The 15078-nt window shown below is 69.8% G+C and carries 9 protein-coding genes; 7 read left to right on the top strand and 2 right to left on the bottom strand.

Annotated elements, in window-relative coordinates:
* Positions 1–89: 89 nt before the first annotated feature.
* Complete coding sequence (locus Q8L83_RS03205) at positions 90–1697, bottom strand: amidohydrolase family protein (protein WP_305284703.1); 1608 nt, start codon at positions 1695–1697, stop codon at positions 90–92.
* Positions 1698–2395: 698 nt separating this feature from the next.
* On the opposite strand from Q8L83_RS03205, the gene Q8L83_RS03200 reads away from it, so the two are divergent.
* The 7 genes from Q8L83_RS03200 (at position 2396) to Q8L83_RS03170 (ending at position 13729) form a co-directional block, all read left to right on the top strand.
* On the top strand, positions 2396–5134 hold the full coding sequence (locus tag Q8L83_RS03200) for a TonB-dependent siderophore receptor (RefSeq protein ID WP_305284702.1): 2739 nt from the start codon (positions 2396–2398) through the stop codon (positions 5132–5134).
* Positions 5135–5267: 133 nt separating this feature from the next.
* Positions 5268–6893, top strand: coding sequence for an amidohydrolase family protein (locus Q8L83_RS03195; protein ID WP_305284701.1), 1626 nt, complete (start codon positions 5268–5270; stop codon positions 6891–6893).
* Positions 6894–6965: 72 nt separating this feature from the next.
* Entirely contained in the window at positions 6966–7967 is a 1002-nt protein-coding gene (locus Q8L83_RS03190) for a MoxR family ATPase (protein WP_305284700.1), read from the top strand.
* Positions 7968–7978: 11 nt separating this feature from the next.
* Positions 7979–8887 (top strand): DUF58 domain-containing protein, encoded by a 909-nt coding sequence (locus Q8L83_RS03185; protein WP_305284699.1) that lies wholly within the window; start codon positions 7979–7981, stop codon positions 8885–8887.
* Positions 8884–9924 (top strand): VWA domain-containing protein, encoded by a 1041-nt coding sequence (locus tag Q8L83_RS03180; RefSeq protein WP_305284698.1) that lies wholly within the window; start codon positions 8884–8886, stop codon positions 9922–9924. The genes Q8L83_RS03185 and Q8L83_RS03180 overlap by 4 nt, the downstream gene beginning before the upstream one ends.
* Positions 9921–11642, top strand: coding sequence for a VWA domain-containing protein (locus Q8L83_RS03175; RefSeq protein WP_305284697.1), 1722 nt, complete (start codon positions 9921–9923; stop codon positions 11640–11642). The genes Q8L83_RS03180 and Q8L83_RS03175 overlap by 4 nt, the downstream gene beginning before the upstream one ends.
* Positions 11636–13729 carry a BatD family protein gene (locus tag Q8L83_RS03170; protein ID WP_305284696.1) on the top strand — a complete coding sequence of 698 codons (2094 nt, stop codon included), beginning with the start codon at positions 11636–11638 and terminating at the stop codon, positions 13727–13729. Before Q8L83_RS03175 ends, Q8L83_RS03170 begins: the two co-directional genes overlap by 7 nt.
* A 1-nt stretch (position 13730) precedes the next feature.
* Here Q8L83_RS03170 and Q8L83_RS03165 read toward each other — a convergent pair whose 3' ends face one another.
* A complete protein-coding gene (locus tag Q8L83_RS03165) occupies positions 13731–15041 on the bottom strand; it encodes a dicarboxylate/amino acid:cation symporter (protein ID WP_305284695.1) in 1311 nt (436 codons plus the stop codon).
* Positions 15042–15078 lie beyond the last annotated feature (37 nt).

Here is a 15078-nt window from a genome sequence, read left to right as displayed (position 1 = left end):
GAATGTGGTCCTGGACTGGAGGAGGCCTGATGAAGACGTTCGGGCCGGAGCCGCCTGTGGGGCGACGGCTCCGGCCCTGGCCAGCGCGGCTAGCGGCCGCGCAGGATGACGCGGCCGGCGCGTTCGGCGGTGACTTCGCCCTGCGCCAGGGCCGCCTTGCCGTTGACGAAGACGTAGTCCATCCCCTGGGAATAGGCGTGCGGCTTGGGATAGGTGGCCACGTCGCGCACCGTCTCGGGATCGAAGACCAGCACGTCTGCATAGGCGCCGGCGCGGATCACGCCGCGGTCGGGAATGGCGAACACCTCGGCCGGCAGGCCGCTGGACGAATGGATCGCCTGGGCCATGCTGATCACCTCGCGCTCGATCACATAGCGCCGCAGCTTGCGGGGATAGGCGCCGTAGGCCCGGGGATGCTCGGCGCCCTCGCCAAAGGTCACCAGGGCCCCGTCGGACGACGTCATCATCCAGGGCTGCTTCATCAGCAGCTCCAGATCGTCCTCGTTCATGTTGAACGACACGATGCCGGCCCCGCCCTTGATCAGCAGGTCGATGGCGGTGTCCAGCGGGTCCTTCAGGTCACGCCTGGCGATCTCGTCCAGGCGCATCCCCTCCAGGGAGGGATCGGCGCTGTAGCTCGAGATCATGATGGCGTTGGCGCCGGCCCGGCGGGCCAGATTCTCGACCATGCCCTCGCGGATCAGGGCCCGCTGTTCGGGGTTCTGCAGGCGCTTGGACAGGGCCTCCTGCCCACCCTCCTGCGCCCAGCCGGGGATCAGGGCCGCCGACAGGCCGGTGCTGGAGGCGGCGTAAGGATACTGGTCGGCCCAGATGGACAGACCTTCCGCCCGGGCGGCCTCGATCATCTGCACCGCCTCGTCCGACTGACCCCAGACGGTGGGGCCGAGCATCTTCATGTGGCTGACGACGCCGATGATGCCGGTCTGGCGGGAGACCTCGATCAGCTCGGCCACCGAAGCCAGGACGCCGATGTCATAGCTGGACTCGTCGCGGATATGGCTGGTGTGGAAGGCGTTCGGAAACTCGGCCGCCACCTTGGCCAGGGCGGCGATCTCGGACGTGTCGGAATACTTGCCCGGCACATAGAAGGGGCCGCTGGACATGCCCAGCGCGCCGAAGGTCATGGCCTCGCGCACCAGGCCCTGCATCTGCGTGAGCTCGGCGGCGGTGGGCTTGCGGTTCTCCAGCCCCATGACGGCGCGACGCACGCCGTTGTGGCCAATCATCGGGAGCACATTGACGCCGGGCTTGTTCGCTTCGATCGCCGCCACCTGCGGGCGCAGGTCGGCCGGGCCGCCGCCGTCGGGATTGATCATCGCCGTGGTGATCCCCTGCGTGAGGACCGAGATGGCCGGCGCCAGTTCCGGGGTCTCGATGCCCGGGGCCGCGTGGGAATGGGTGTCGATGAAGCCGGGGGACACATACTTGCCCGTGGCGTCCACGACCGTAGCCGCGGTGGCGGCGGCCGGGATCTCGCCGACCTCGACGATGCGGTCGCCCTTGATCGCCACGTCGGCGGCCCGGCCCTCGGACCCCGTCCCGTCGAACAGCAGGCCGCCGCGGATCAGGACGTCATAGTCCTGGGCCAGGGCCTCGCCCGAAACTCCCGCCATCAGACCGAGCGCCAGACCCGCTGCCAGGACCCGGCGGCGGAGGAAGAATGGGGGCGTCTTCATGTCGGATCCTTGTTCAAACTGGGCCGTCCGAATTTGGACCATCCGGGCTGGCGACGCGGCCAAATACCGGCGCGCGGCTGAATATTGACAGGATGACTGCCCGAATCTTCGCGCGGACGCCCCGGCGCCGAAGACGTCTTGCCCCGGCCCTCAGGAAGGGTGTCAGTCCTGTGACATTAGTGTCAATCGAGATGGCCCTTCCGAATATTGCGCGATCAATAGCCTGACGCCATGGGCCGCTCCAGGCAGGCCGCCGATCCGCTGCGGCGCCCCGAATCCGTCCCTGGCGCGCCCGGAATCGGGCGAAGTCTCCGTCGCAGCGTGCGCGACCTCGCCCCGTTAAGGGCTTTGAGACTCCTGTCGAGCAGGTCCCGCAAAGGTAGGCCCGCCAAGGCCTCCTTCAGTCGCCACGCCGACCGCAGCCGCCACACCTATGTCTGTGGGTTATAGGCCCTGCAATATTCCGAAGGGGAGCCGGCGTTGACACCCGAGAGGGGGGCCGACAACCTCGATATGAATACGGACGCAGATCATCTCTGTTCCGGCGAATAATAATAAAGCCGGCCGTCAGATGAACATTCTGCTTATCGTCAATTCCGAGGGGGCTAGTCATGTCAAGAAATCTTCAGATGCACAACGTCCGAGCGCAGGGGCTTAAATCTGCCCGGAAATTGGGCCTGGCCCACGGGGCGTCGGCTATGGCCCTGCTGCTCGGCGTCGCCGCAGCCGGAGCGGCCAGCGCGCAGACCGCGGCGCCGGCGGACGTGGCCAGCGTCGAAGAACTGGTGGTCACCGGCACGCGGGTCGTCCGCGACGGCTATCAGGCGCCCACCCCGCTGACGGTGATCAGCGAGACCGAAATCCTGGCGGCGGCCCCCTCCAACGTCGCCGACTTCGTCAACGACATCCCCTCCATCGTCGGCAGCGCCACGCCGCAGACCTCCAACGCCTCGATCAGCGCCGGCACATCGGGCGTCAACGCCCTGAACCTGCGCGGCTTGGGCGCCACCCGCACCCTGGTGCTGCTGAACGGCCAGCGCTCGGTGGGCTCGACCATCACCGGCGCGGTGGACGTCAACACCTTCCCGCAGGGCCTGATCAGCGGGGTTCAGATCGTCACCGGCGGCGCCTCGGCGGCCTACGGCTCCGACGCCGTCAGCGGCGTGGTCAACTTCATCCTCGACACCGACTACCAGGGCTTCAAGGGCTCGATCGAAGGCGGCCAGACCACCTACGGGGACGATGACCAGTACCGGGTCAACCTGACCTACGGGACCCAGTTCGCCGGCGGCCGCGGCCATCTGCTGCTGAACGGCGAGATCGTCGATCGCGAGGGCATCTATGGGGTGCCGCGCGACTGGAACAACGACGGCTGGTACATCATCACCAACCCGAACTACGTTCCGGGCAATGGCCAGCCCGAGCGCTTCGTCACCCGCGGCGCCGGCCTGTCCAACGCCACGCCGGGCGGGATCATCGTCAACACCCCCCTGCGCGGCACCACCTTCGGCGTCGGCGGCGTGGTGGGCCAGCAGGCCTATGGCCTGACCCGCGATCCCTGGATGATCGGCGGCGACTGGCAGTCCGTCCAGGTCAATGACAAACAGTCCCTGAACGCCGACGATCGCCGCAAGGGCTTCTTCGGCCGGGTCAGCTACGACCTCACCGACAATATCGAGATCTTCGGTCAGGTCTCGTACAACGAACACGCCTCGCTCGGCTGGACGGGCGTTCAGTTCAACCAGGGCAATGTCACCATCCGGTCCGACAACGCCTTCCTGCCGGCCAACATCCGCCAGCAGCTGGCCGCCCTGAACATCGCGAGCTTCAGCCTCGGCACCACCAACGCCGATCTGCCGATCCGCAAGACCGACAACGAGCGCAGCGTCACCCGCTATGTGGTCGGGGCCGAGGGCGACTTCACCGCCCTTGATCGCGACTGGCGCTGGGACGCCTATTATCAGAGGGGTGAGACCGAGACCCTCGAGATCGCCAAGGACATCACCAACAATGCTCGCCTGGCCCTGGCCCAGGATGCGGTCTTCGCGCCGAACGGCGACATCGTCTGCCGCTCGACCCTGACCAATCCGACCAATGGCTGCGTGCCCTTCAACCGCATGGGCATCGGCGTCAATTCCCAGGCCGCCCTGGACTACATCCTGGGCGATCCGCAGCGGAAGCAGTTCTTCACCCAGCAGGTGGCTGCCGCCAACATCTCCGGCGACCCCTTCTCCACCTGGGCGGGTCCGGTCTCCATGGCCGCAGGTATCGAGCACCGTAAGGAAGAAGTCTCCGGCGAGGTGCCGACCGAGTATCGGTCCGGCTGGTTCGTCGGCAACTACCTGCCGACCTTCGGCTCCTACACGGTCACCGAGGCCTATCTGGAAGCGGTCATTCCGCTGGCTGATAACTTCGACCTGAACGCCGCGGTCCGCGGCACCGACTACAGCACCTCCGGCTATGTCACGACCTGGAAGGTGGGCGCGGTCTATTCGCCCATCGAAGACATCCGCTTCCGCGTCACCCGTTCGCGGGACATCCGCGCGCCGAACCTGAACGAACTGTTCGCGGCGGGCACCAGCCGCACCAACACCCTGCTGGACCCGTTCAACAACAACCAGTCCACCCAGTTCCTGGAAGTCACCACCGGCAACCTCAATCTCCAGCCCGAGCTGGCCGACACCTGGGGCGTCGGCGTGGTGCTGCAACCCACCTTCCTGCCGGGCTTCGCCGCGGCCATCGACTATTTCGACATCCAGATCGAAGGCGCCATCGGCTCGGTGCTGGCCAACACCATCGTCGACCGCTGCTTCCAGGGGAACCAGGAGTACTGCGCGGCCATCACGCGGTCGGGCAACCAGATCAGCCAGGTGTCCGTCAGCCCGTTCAACTTCGCGGTTCAGAAGTCCCGCGGGCTCGACCTGGAGGCCTCCTACCGGTTCAACCTCGGCGATGGCGCCGTGGCGCTGCGGGCCGTCGGCACCTACTACCTGGAAAACTACGAAGACAACGGCATCGACGTTCCGACCGACAACGCCGGCTCGATCGCCCTGCCGGAGTTCATCTACCGGGCCACGGCGACCTATACGGCCGATCCCTGGACCATCCAGGTCACCGGTCGCGGCGTCAGCGACAGCAAGCTCGACAACGCCTTTGTCGAGTGCACCACCGGCTGCCCAGCCTCGACCATCGCCAACCGCACGATCAACAACAACCATGTGGACGGCGCCTTCTATGTCGACCTGGCGATGACCTATGACCTGAAGGTTCTTCAGAAGACCGAAGCCTTCGTCAGCATCTCCAACCTGTTCAACCGCGACCCGGAGATCGTGCCGCAGGGCCCGGCAGGCACCGCCTATGGCAACCCATCCACCAGCCAGGGGATCTATGACATCCTCGGCCGCGTGTTCCGGGTGGGCGTGCGCTTCGAGTACTGATCAAGGCCAGACGAGCCCCGGGCGAAAGCCCGGGGCTCTTTTCATAACGACGGCCAGGCTCGCCTCGCGTTCCAAGGCGCAAGGGCCCGGCGAGGAAACGACGCCCCAACAGTTCCAGTTCGTGGAGACCACCATGACCCCCGACCGCCCCGTGACGACCCCGCCGAGATTTATCCGTCGCCGCTTGCTGGCGGCCGGCCTTGCGCTCGGCCTGATGTCGGGAGTCTCAACCCAGGCCCTGGCCCAGGCCTACGACGTGCTGATCCGCGGTGGCATGGTCTATGACGGCACCGGAGCCGAGGGCCGCACCGCCGACGTGGCGATCAAGGGCGAGCGCATCGTCGAGATCGGCGCCATTCCCGCCACGGCGACGGCCACCACCACCGTCGACGCCACGGGCAAGATCGTCTCGCCGGGCTTCATCGATCCCCACTCCCACGCCGCGCCGGAAATCGGCACACCCGAACTCTCGGCCGCCGTGCCGATCCTCTATCAGGGGATCACCACGGTGATGATCAATCCGGACGGCGGCGGCCCCGGCGACCTGCGCCCCCAGATCGACGCCATCGAGACCAATGTGCCGGGCGTGAACGTCGTGCCGATGATCGGCCACAATGGCGTCCGTCGCGACGTGATGGGCCTGGAGAACCGCAAACCGACCGCCGCCGAGCTGGCCCAGATGGAAACCCTGGTCAAACAGGCCATGGACCTGGGCGCCTTCGGCTTCTCCAGCGGCCCCTTCTACATTCCCGGCAAGTTCTCCGACACCTCTGAGCTGGTCGCCCTGGCCAAGGTGGCCCAGACCTATCCAGACGCCTTCCACATCAGCCACATCCGCGACGAGTCGAGCTATGACGTCGGCGTGCTGGGGGCGATCGAGGAGTTGATCGAGGTCTCCCGCCAGACCGGCATCATCGGCGTGGTCACCCACATGAAGATGCTCGGCCCCAGCGTCTGGGGGCAGTCCGAGCAGGCGGTGGAGATGATCAACGCCGCCCGCGCCGAGGGCCTGTCCATCTGGGCCGATCAGTATCCCTATGCGGCGTCCGGCTCGTCCCTCCAGGCCTCCCTGGTCCCAGGTTGGGCGCAGGAGGGCGGACCCGAGGCGACGGCCAAGCGCCTGCAGAATCCCGAGCAACGCGCCCTGATCCGCCAGGAGATGGTGGCCAATCTGGAGCGCCGGGCCGGCGCCAACGCCATCATGATCCGCAACTACCGGGCCGATCCCTCCCTGAACGGCATGCGCCTGGACGAGATCGCGCGGCGCAACCTGCAGGACCCGCTGGACACCGCCATCGACATGCTGATCGAGGGCGGCGCCAGCATCGTGTCGTTCAATATGAACGAGAGCGACGTCGAGCGGCTGATGCAGCAGCCCTGGACCATGACCTCCAGCGACGGCGCCCTGGGTCCCTTCGGCGTCGGCGGCGAGCACCCGCGGGCCTATGGCGCCTTCCCGCGGAAGTTCCACCGCTACGTCAAGGAGCGGGAGGTGATCAGCATGGCCCAGGCGATCCACGCCTCCAGCGGCCTTTCGGCCGAGGTGTTCTCGATCAAGGATCGCGGCGTCCTACGCCCCGGCGCCTATGCCGACGTGCTGGTCTTCGATCCCGAAACCATCCGCGACGTGGCCACCTATCAGGAGCCGCACGCCTATTCCGAGGGGATGGCGTACATCTTCGTCAACGGGAAGCCCGCCGTCATCGACGGCAAGGTGACCGACGAGCGGCACGGCCGGGTCCTGCGGCGCGGCCAATAGTATTGTCTGGAAGACCCGGCGCGCCCGGCATGGGGCGCGCCGGCCGTATCTGTAAAGCGTGGATGGTCCCCGATGAGTCACCCGCAGCCCGCCTCGTCCGCCACCCTGCCGGGTCCCGCCTGGGCCGCGCGCCTGTCGGCCGAGATCGGCAAGGCGGTGCTGGGCCAGACCGAGGTGATCGAGCGGTTGCAGATCGCCCTGCTGGTGGGCGGCCACGTCCTGCTCGAAGGGATGCCGGGCCTGGCCAAGACCCTGCTGGTCAAGTCCCTGGGCCAGGCCATGGGCCTGGATTTCGAGCGCATTCAGTTCACGCCGGACCTGCTGCCCAGCGACGTGGTCGGCACGCTGGTCTATTCCCCCCACGACGGCAGCTTCACCCCGCATCTCGGGCCGGTCTTCGCCAATATCGTCCTGGCCGACGAGATCAACCGCTCGCCGGCCAAGGTGCAGAGCGCCCTGCTGGAGGCCATGCAGGAGCGGCAGGTGACCATCGGTGGGACCCGCCATCCCCTGCCCGATCCTTTCCTGGTGCTGGCGACGCAAAACCCGGTGGAGCACGAGGGCACCTATCCCCTGCCCGAGGCCCAGACCGACCGCTTCCTGTTCAAAGTGCTGCTCGACTATCCGTCAGACACGGACGAGTTGGAGATGCTGCGCCGCTGGGGCTCGGCGACCCGGTCGCCCTCGGTGGAGGCCGCGTCCAACGGGCCTGAGCTGCTGGCCCTGCGCCAGGGCGTCGATGAGGTGTTCGTGGCGCCGGAGATCGAGGCCTATCTGCTGGCCCTGGTCCGCAGGACCCGGGACATGGCCGCGCCCGCGCCTAGGGGGGGAACGCCTGGCCTGCGCCAACTGGCCTTTGGCGCCTCGCCGCGGGCGACCCTGGCCCTCTATCAGTCGAGCCGGGCGCTCGCCTTCATCCGCGGCCTGGCCCAGGTGACCCCGGCCCTGGTGCAGGAGGTGGCCCGCGACGTGCTGCGCCACCGGATCGGCCTGACCTATGAGGCCGAGGCCGCCGGTCTGAGCGCCGAGACCGTGGTCGCCCAGGTGCTCGCCGACGTTCCCGTCCCGGGCTGACGCCAAGTCCCATGACGGCCTCCCCGCCCGAGATCGATCCCCGCGCCCAGACCGCGCTGCGGCGGCTGGAATGGCAGCTGCGCCGACGCTCGGTGCAGACCCTGCTGGCCGGCGGATATCGCTCGGTGTTCCGGGGCCGGGGCATGGAGTTCGACCAGGTGGTCCGCTACGAGTTCGGCGACGACATCCGCGACGTGGACTGGAACGTCACCGCCCGGCTCGGCGACCTCTATCGCAAGGTGTTCGTCGAGGAACGCGAGCTGACCGTCTATGCCGTGGTCAGCGACGACCCGGCCCTGCAGTTCGGATCCGGCGCGGCCAGCAAGCGCGAGGTGCTGCTCCAACTCGCCGCGCTGACCCTGATGCTGGCGGTGGTGAACCGCGAGCGGGCCGGCCTGCTGCACGTCAGGCCAGACGGCTCGACCGCGTTCAGTCCCACGCGGCGCCGCGCCCGCATCCTCTCGGCCCTGGCCGCCCTGTTCGCCGCCCCGCCGCCGGACCCTGCGCCGCCGACGCCCTTCGCTCCCTGGCCGTTGATCTCGCAACAGGCGCCGCAGGGCGCGCTGGTGGTCTGGTTCGGCGAGGTTCCAAACCAGGCCCCACCGCCGGAATGGGCCGCCTTCCGCAAACGTCATCCGGTGATCGGGGTTAGGGTGGAGGACCCCTGGGAGCGGGACGGCCCCACAGCCCAGGGCGTCACCGCCTATGACCCCGCCGCCGGCCAGCTGGTCTGGATGAACGACACGCCGGCGCGCCGCGCGGCCCATGCGGCCTGGCGGGCCGAGCGCGAGGCCCGCTGGGCGGCCTGGTGGCCCAATCCCGGCGATCGGCTGGTCGTGCGCGCCGATGAGGATCCCCTGGCCGCCCTGGTGGGCTTTCTGCGCGCCCGCAGCGCCGGCGCCCTGCGCGACGCCTCATGAGCCAGTTCCAGCTCGCCGCCCCGGCCTTCCTCCTGCTGCTGGCCCTGATCCCGGCGCTGATCGCCTGGCGGCTGTGGCGCGGTCGGGCGCCCGTGTGGCTCGTGCCCTATGCCGCAGCCTGGAACCCACGCAGCCGCACGCCCGCCGCCCCCTGGCGGATGGTCGCCCTTTGCGTGGGTCTGGCCCTGCTGGCGCTGGCCCTGGCGCAGCCGCAGCGCACGGATCAGCGGCAGGAGGCGGTCTCGCGGGGCTATGACCTGATGCTGGCCATCGACCTTTCCACCTCGATGCTGGCCGAGGACTATGTGGGGCCGGACGGGCCGATCAATCGGCTGGAGGCCGTCCGCCCGGCGATCCAGGCCTTCGTCACCCAGCGGCCCAACGACCGGATCGGCGTGGTCGTGTTCGCCGCCCGGGCCTATACGCTCGCCCCCCTAACCACCGACCACGCCTGGCTGGAGGAGCAGCTGGCCGCCATCCAGATCGGCCTGCTGGACGACGGCACGGCCATTGGCGACGGTCTGGCCATTGCGCTCGCTGGCCTCGAGAACGAGCGCGACGGCGACGAAGCCGCGGTGGGCAAGTTCGTCATCCTGCTCACCGACGGCGCCAACACAAGCGGCAGCCTGACCCCGCCCCAGGCCACCGCCATCGCCCGCCACCGGGGGACGCCGGTCTACGCCATCGGCGCCGGGCGCAACGGCATGGTCCCCTTCCCCATTTTCGATGATCAGGGCCGACGCGTCGGCACCCGCCAGTTCCCCTCGGCCCTGGACATCGAGGCCCTGCAGCGGATGGCCCAGGAGACCGATGGCCGCTTCGTCCAGGCCGGCGACGTCCAGGCGCTCACCGAGGCCTTCGCCGCCATCGACGCGGCCCAGAAGACCGCCTTCAGCACCCGCACCCGCGTGGTCACCACCGAACTCTTCCCCTGGCCGCTCGGCGCAGCGCTGCTCGCCCTGCTCATGGCGGCGCCCATCTGGAGCGGTCTGGGCGCGCGCCTGAACGGCCGCCATCGCCGCAGGGCGCCGGCATGAGCTTCCTCTGGCCCATGGTTCTGTGGCTGGCGGCCCTCGTCCTGATCCTGGCGGTTCTGGACGCCTGGCTGTCGCGCCGCGGCGACGGCAAGACCGCCTGGCCGCAGATCCGGCGGGGCGTAGCGGCCGGTGGGCGGGTGCGATTTGACAGCCGTCGCGCCGGCGGACCGCCCTTGGCCTGGCGGTTCTGGCTGGCGCTGCTGCTGGTGGTCCTCGCCCTGGCGCGCCCCCAGTGGGGCCAGGCGCCGCCGGCCGAGGGCGACCAGGCGCCCGGCGAGGTGATCATCGCCCTGGACCTGTCGCGCAGCATGCTGGCGGCTGACGTCTCGCCGACCAGGCTTGCCCGGGCCCGCAGTCTGGCCACGCGCCTGGCCGAGGACCTGCCCGACCGGCGCATCGGCCTGATCGGCTTCGCCGGCACGGCCCACCTGCTGGCGCCGGTTAGCGAGGACCGGGCGATCCTCGCAGCCTATCTGCCGCAGATGGGGCCCGAGCACATGCCGGTGCCGGGCAGCGACTTTTCCGCCCTGCTCGACCTGACCCTGGCCAGCTTCAGCGACGCTGATCAGGGCCGGGTCCTGGTGATCCTGACGGACGGCGAGGCCGAGCCCGGCGCCTGGCGCGAGCGGCTGGCCGACCTGCGAGCGCGGAATGTGCGGATCATCGCCGTGGGGCTGGGGACCGAGGCCGGCGCGACGCCGCCGGGGCCGGACGGCCAGCCCCTGGCCCTGCCGTCGGGCGCGCCGGTGGTTTCCCGCCTGACGCCGGCCGCCTTAAGCGAACTGGCCAGCGCGACCGGGGGCCAGGTGGTCCCCCTGGCCGAGGCCTCTGGTCTGACCGAGCTTGTCCGCGCCGCCAGCCTCACCCCGCCCGACAAGGCCGGCGCCATCGAAGGCCGCCCCACCGCCAAGGCCGACCAGTTCGCCTGGTTCGCCCTGGCGGCGCTGGCCTTGCTGGTCTGGAGCGCGGCGGTGGAGATCCCTGCGCGGCCCAGGCTGAGACAGAGGCGCGCCCAGGCGGTGGTCCAGGCCGCCCTGGTGGCCCTGCTGGCGCTCGCCTTCCTGCCCCTGGACCGTTCCCTGGCCCAGGCCCCCTTGCTGACCGAGGCCGACCTGCAGGGCGAGGAGGACCCGCTGGTTCAGATGCGCGAGCTGGCCGAAGAGCTGATCGCCAAGCCGCGGCTGGGCGCGGCCGACCATCTGCGGATCGCCGAGGTGGCGACCCGCTATGGCGAGATCCACCGGGGCCACGGCCACGCCCTGGAGGATGGGGTCATGCGCGACGGTCTGATGGCGGCCAGGCGCGGCCGCGCCCAGGACCCCGACCTCGCGGACTGGGCGGCTATCGAGGCCAAGCTGGAACGGCTGCTGGTTCCCCCGCCCCCGGCTCCCATGGAGGACCCCGGTCCCGCCGATCCGGCCAACGAACCCATGGGCGCCCAGGGCCAGCAGCCGGTGGCCGGCGAAGACGCCCGCGACAGCGGCGGCGACGGTCCGCCGGAAGATCAGAAGGAACCCACCGCCGGCGAGCAGGGCCTGCAGAATGTGGGCGGCTCGCAGGAGGACGTCTACGACCCCGCCGAGTGGAGCAATCCGGCCCTGGTCCAGCCCCTCGACGAACTGCGCCGCCTGCGGGCCGCCGATTCGCCGGCCGAGCTCTTCCAGCGGCTGCGCGCCGCCGCAGCCGAGCCCCGCCCGCCGGGAGCCCAGACATGGTGAGGCTACGCCGCGCCGCCGCCGCGCTCATGGCGCTCGCCGCCCTGTGGGCCGCGCCCGCCCTCGGCCAGAGCGTCACCGGGGCCTTCGAGGCGCCCGACAAGCCCCTATGGGCCGGGGAGGTCTTCGACCTGACCCTGGCCTGGACCGTGGACTGGGCGACCTTCGGCAATCTGGAGGGCGAGCTGGAATGGGCGTCCGAGCCCCTGGTCGCCGAGCCCTGGGGGGCGCCGGCGCTCCGCAATCCGCCCGCGCCGGGGGCGTCCCGGGCGGTGATCGAATTCAAGACCCGCGCCATGGCGCTTCAACCCGGCGAGATCAGGGTCGAACCGGCCAGCCAGGTCATGCGCCTGCAGACCGGTGTCGTGGACATGGAAGAGTACCAGCGGGCCATCACCGAGACCCGCACCATCCAGAGCGCGCCTGGCGAGTTCGCCATCCGGCCCCTGCCCCCCGCGCCGGAGGGCTTCACCGGCGCCGTCGGCCAGTTCGCCGTCAGCTCCGAGGTCGAGGCCGAGGAGATCCGCGTCGGCGAGAGCCTGACCTGGCGGGTCACCCTGTCTGGGACCGGCAACTGGCCCGCCATCCGGGGCCTCTCCCCTCGCCAGGTCTCCCGCGACTTCGAGGTGGTCGGCGCCCCCGAGCTGCAGGAGGCTGAGGGTTCAGGCCTGTTCGAGCGGACCTTGGGCGAAACCGTGACGCTCGTCCCCCAGCGGGCTGGCCGTTATGTGTTGAGCGACTTCGAGATGGTGGTCTTCGATCCCCAGGCTGGCCGCTTTGAGCGGATACGGGCCGACGCGATCACCCTGGACGTCCTGCCCGGGGCCAATGGCGACCTGCTTCCGCCATACGCCCCGCCGCCCAATGCGGCTGACGATGAAGCCCGTCTTCCCCCAATGCTGAAGGGCCGGGGCTCTGCCATGCCGCCGCCCGCCGGGGGCTTGTGGATCGGCGCCCTGCTGGCCCTTCCCCTCATCCTGGCCGGCTTGTGGGGCCTGCTGGCCCTGTGGCGCGCCCACCAGACCGACCCGGACCGCATCCCACGGGCCGCCCATCGTCGGCTGGCCGCCACCCTGGCCAGATTGGCCCTCAACCCCGAAACGCCCGAGCGCCGGCGCCTGGTGCGCGCCTGGCAGGCTGACGCCGCCCTGCGCTGGCGTCTCGGCCTGGCGGCGCCCGCGCCGGACGCCTTCGCCGATCCCCAGTGGCGCGACCTGTGGGCGCAGGCCGACCAGTTTCTCTATGCCCGCTCCGGCGCGCTCCCCGACGACTGGACCCAGCGCGCGCAGGCGGCCCTGGCCGACCTTGGCCCGCCCCCGCCCTTCAAGCCGGCCACCGCCTTGCGGCGAGGCAATCTGCTGCCGGCCGCGGCCATGGCCGGGCTCGCCCTGGTGGTGATGAGCGGTCAGGCCCTGGCGCAGGACATGAGCGCCGAGGCCTTGCGAAAGAGCGTGGCCGAGGCGCCCCTCGACTGGCGGACGCGGCACAATCTGGCCATTGCGCTGGCCGCCCAGGATCGCTGGGAAGAGGCCGCCGGTCATGCGGCCATCGCCTGGGTGCAGAACCCGGCCGATCCCCAGACCCGCCAGCTCTGGATGACCACGGGCGCCAAGGCCGGCTACAGCCTGGAGCCCGGCGCCAGCGTGCCCCGTCCCCGGGACTGGCGCGGCCGGGCTATCGCCCTCGCCTCGCCGGCCGCCTGGCGCTGGCTGCTGATCGGCTTCGCCCTGATGCTCACCCTCGGACTGGGGGCGGCCCTCTATGCCCGGTATCGTCCGACGCCCTACCTGACGCGGGCTGGCCTGACTCTGGCGGGCATGGCCGTCATCGGCGGCGTAATCAGCGCCACGGCCCTGAGCGGCTATGGCGTCCTGGCCAGCGACAAGGCCGTGCTGGTCTGGGGCGCCGGCCCCCTGCGTCCCCTGCCCGTGGACACCCCGGCCGAGGAGGCGGAGATTCAGCTGGCGGGCGGCACGGCGGGGCGGATCGACAAGGCCTATCTGGGCTGGCGCCGCGTGCGGCTGGCCGATGGTCGCTCGGGCTGGACACGGGTGGAAAGACTGCTGCCGGTCTGGGGCGGCTCGAACTAGCCTACTCGACCGGCTTGGCGCGATAGGCGACCTCGTCCAATTCGCCCTCCCACTTGGCCACGGTGACGGCCACCACCAGGTCGCTGGTGGCGTTGGGCACGGTGCGGGTCATGTCGAGGATGCGGTCGAAGGGCAGGATGAAGCCCACCACCAGGGCGGTCTGCTCGGCGGTGAGACCGATGACCTGCAGCACCGCAGCCAGCATGAACAGCGAGGCCGAAGGCACCGGGGCGGTGCCCACGGCGACGATCACACAGACCAGGCCCATCATGAAGTACTGGGCCGCGCTCATATCGACCCCGAAGGCCTGGGCCGAGAACACCGCCAGCAGGGCCACATAGAGGGCCGTGCCATCCATGCTCAGCGTCGCCCCAAGCGGCAGGGTGGTCGAGGCCACCGTGTGGCTGACCCCCAGGTTCTTTTCCGCCACCCGCATGGCCACGGGCAGGACCGCGGCGCTGGAGGAGGTGGAGAAGGCGACGATGACCGCATCGGCGATGTCGCGGAAAAAGGGGACTACCGGCAGGCGCGCAATCAGGCCGATGACGCCGCCGTGGACGATCACGCTCTGGATGGCGCAACCCAAAACGAGGGCGCAGGCCAGCAGGAAGACATGGATGAAGGTCTCCGGCCCCGACGTCCCCATCACCCAGGCGACCAGGGCGAAGACGCCGAAGGGCGCCAGCTCCATGATCACCCGGACCAGGACCAGCATGATGTCAGAGCCGATCTGGAACAGGCGCACCGCCGGCGCGGCGGGCTCGCCGACGATCAGCACGCCCAGGCCGATCAGGATGGCGAAGAAGATGACCGCCGGAATGTCGCCATTGCTCAGGGCGGCGAAGGGGTTGAGCGGCACGATGCTCATCAGATAGGCCCCCAGCGTCGGCGCCTCGCCCAGCACCTGCGGTGTCGTGCCGACGAAGTCCATGCCGGCGCCCGGCTGGAAGAGGACGCCAAGCGACAGCCCAACCGAGACCGCCACCACCGTCAGGGCCAGGTACATGAACAGGGTCTTGGCGCCGATGGAGCCCAGCCGCTTCACATCGCCCATGCCGGCGATGCCCGAGACGATGGAGAAGAAGACCAGCGGGGTGACGATCATGCGGATCAGCCGCACGAAGAGGTCGCCGATCCACTTGATGCCCATGGCCTGCTCGCCGATGGCCAGCCCCAGGATCGTGCCCAGGACCAGGCCGAGCAGGATTCGCTTCCACAGGGTGACCTCGAGCCAGTAGCGCCGGACGAAACCCCCGACGCCCTTGCGGTCAGGCGTGGCGGGGGCCGCGGGCTCGGGCGCGAGGTCGCTCATCTGCAGATCTCCAGGCGAAAATGGCGGCGATCCTTGA

Source organism: Phenylobacterium sp. (genome assembly GCF_030680185.1).
In the GTDB taxonomy this organism is placed as follows: Bacteria; Pseudomonadota; Alphaproteobacteria; order Caulobacterales; family Caulobacteraceae; genus Phenylobacterium.
The sequence above is the reverse complement of the archived record's forward strand: the minus strand, read 5'-3'. Positions and strand labels throughout refer to the sequence as shown.

Excerpts from the sequence above, each read along its gene's own strand:
- Q8L83_RS03205 (WP_305284703.1), bottom strand. The coding sequence starts at position 1,697 with ATGAAGACGCCCCCATTCTTCCTCCGCCGCCGGGTCCTGGCAGCGGGT.
- Q8L83_RS03200 (WP_305284702.1), top strand. The coding sequence starts at position 2,396 with ATGGCCCTGCTGCTCGGCGTCGCCGCAGCCGGAGCGGCCAGCGCGCAG.
- Q8L83_RS03195 (WP_305284701.1), top strand. The coding sequence starts at position 5,268 with ATGACCCCCGACCGCCCCGTGACGACCCCGCCGAGATTTATCCGTCGC.
- Q8L83_RS03190 (WP_305284700.1), top strand. The coding sequence starts at position 6,966 with ATGAGTCACCCGCAGCCCGCCTCGTCCGCCACCCTGCCGGGTCCCGCC.
- Q8L83_RS03185 (WP_305284699.1), top strand. The coding sequence starts at position 7,979 with ATGACGGCCTCCCCGCCCGAGATCGATCCCCGCGCCCAGACCGCGCTG.
- Q8L83_RS03180 (WP_305284698.1), top strand. The coding sequence starts at position 8,884 with ATGAGCCAGTTCCAGCTCGCCGCCCCGGCCTTCCTCCTGCTGCTGGCC.
- Q8L83_RS03175 (WP_305284697.1), top strand. The coding sequence starts at position 9,921 with ATGAGCTTCCTCTGGCCCATGGTTCTGTGGCTGGCGGCCCTCGTCCTG.
- Q8L83_RS03170 (WP_305284696.1), top strand. The coding sequence starts at position 11,636 with ATGGTGAGGCTACGCCGCGCCGCCGCCGCGCTCATGGCGCTCGCCGCC.
- Q8L83_RS03165 (WP_305284695.1), bottom strand. The coding sequence starts at position 15,041 with ATGAGCGACCTCGCGCCCGAGCCCGCGGCCCCCGCCACGCCTGACCGC.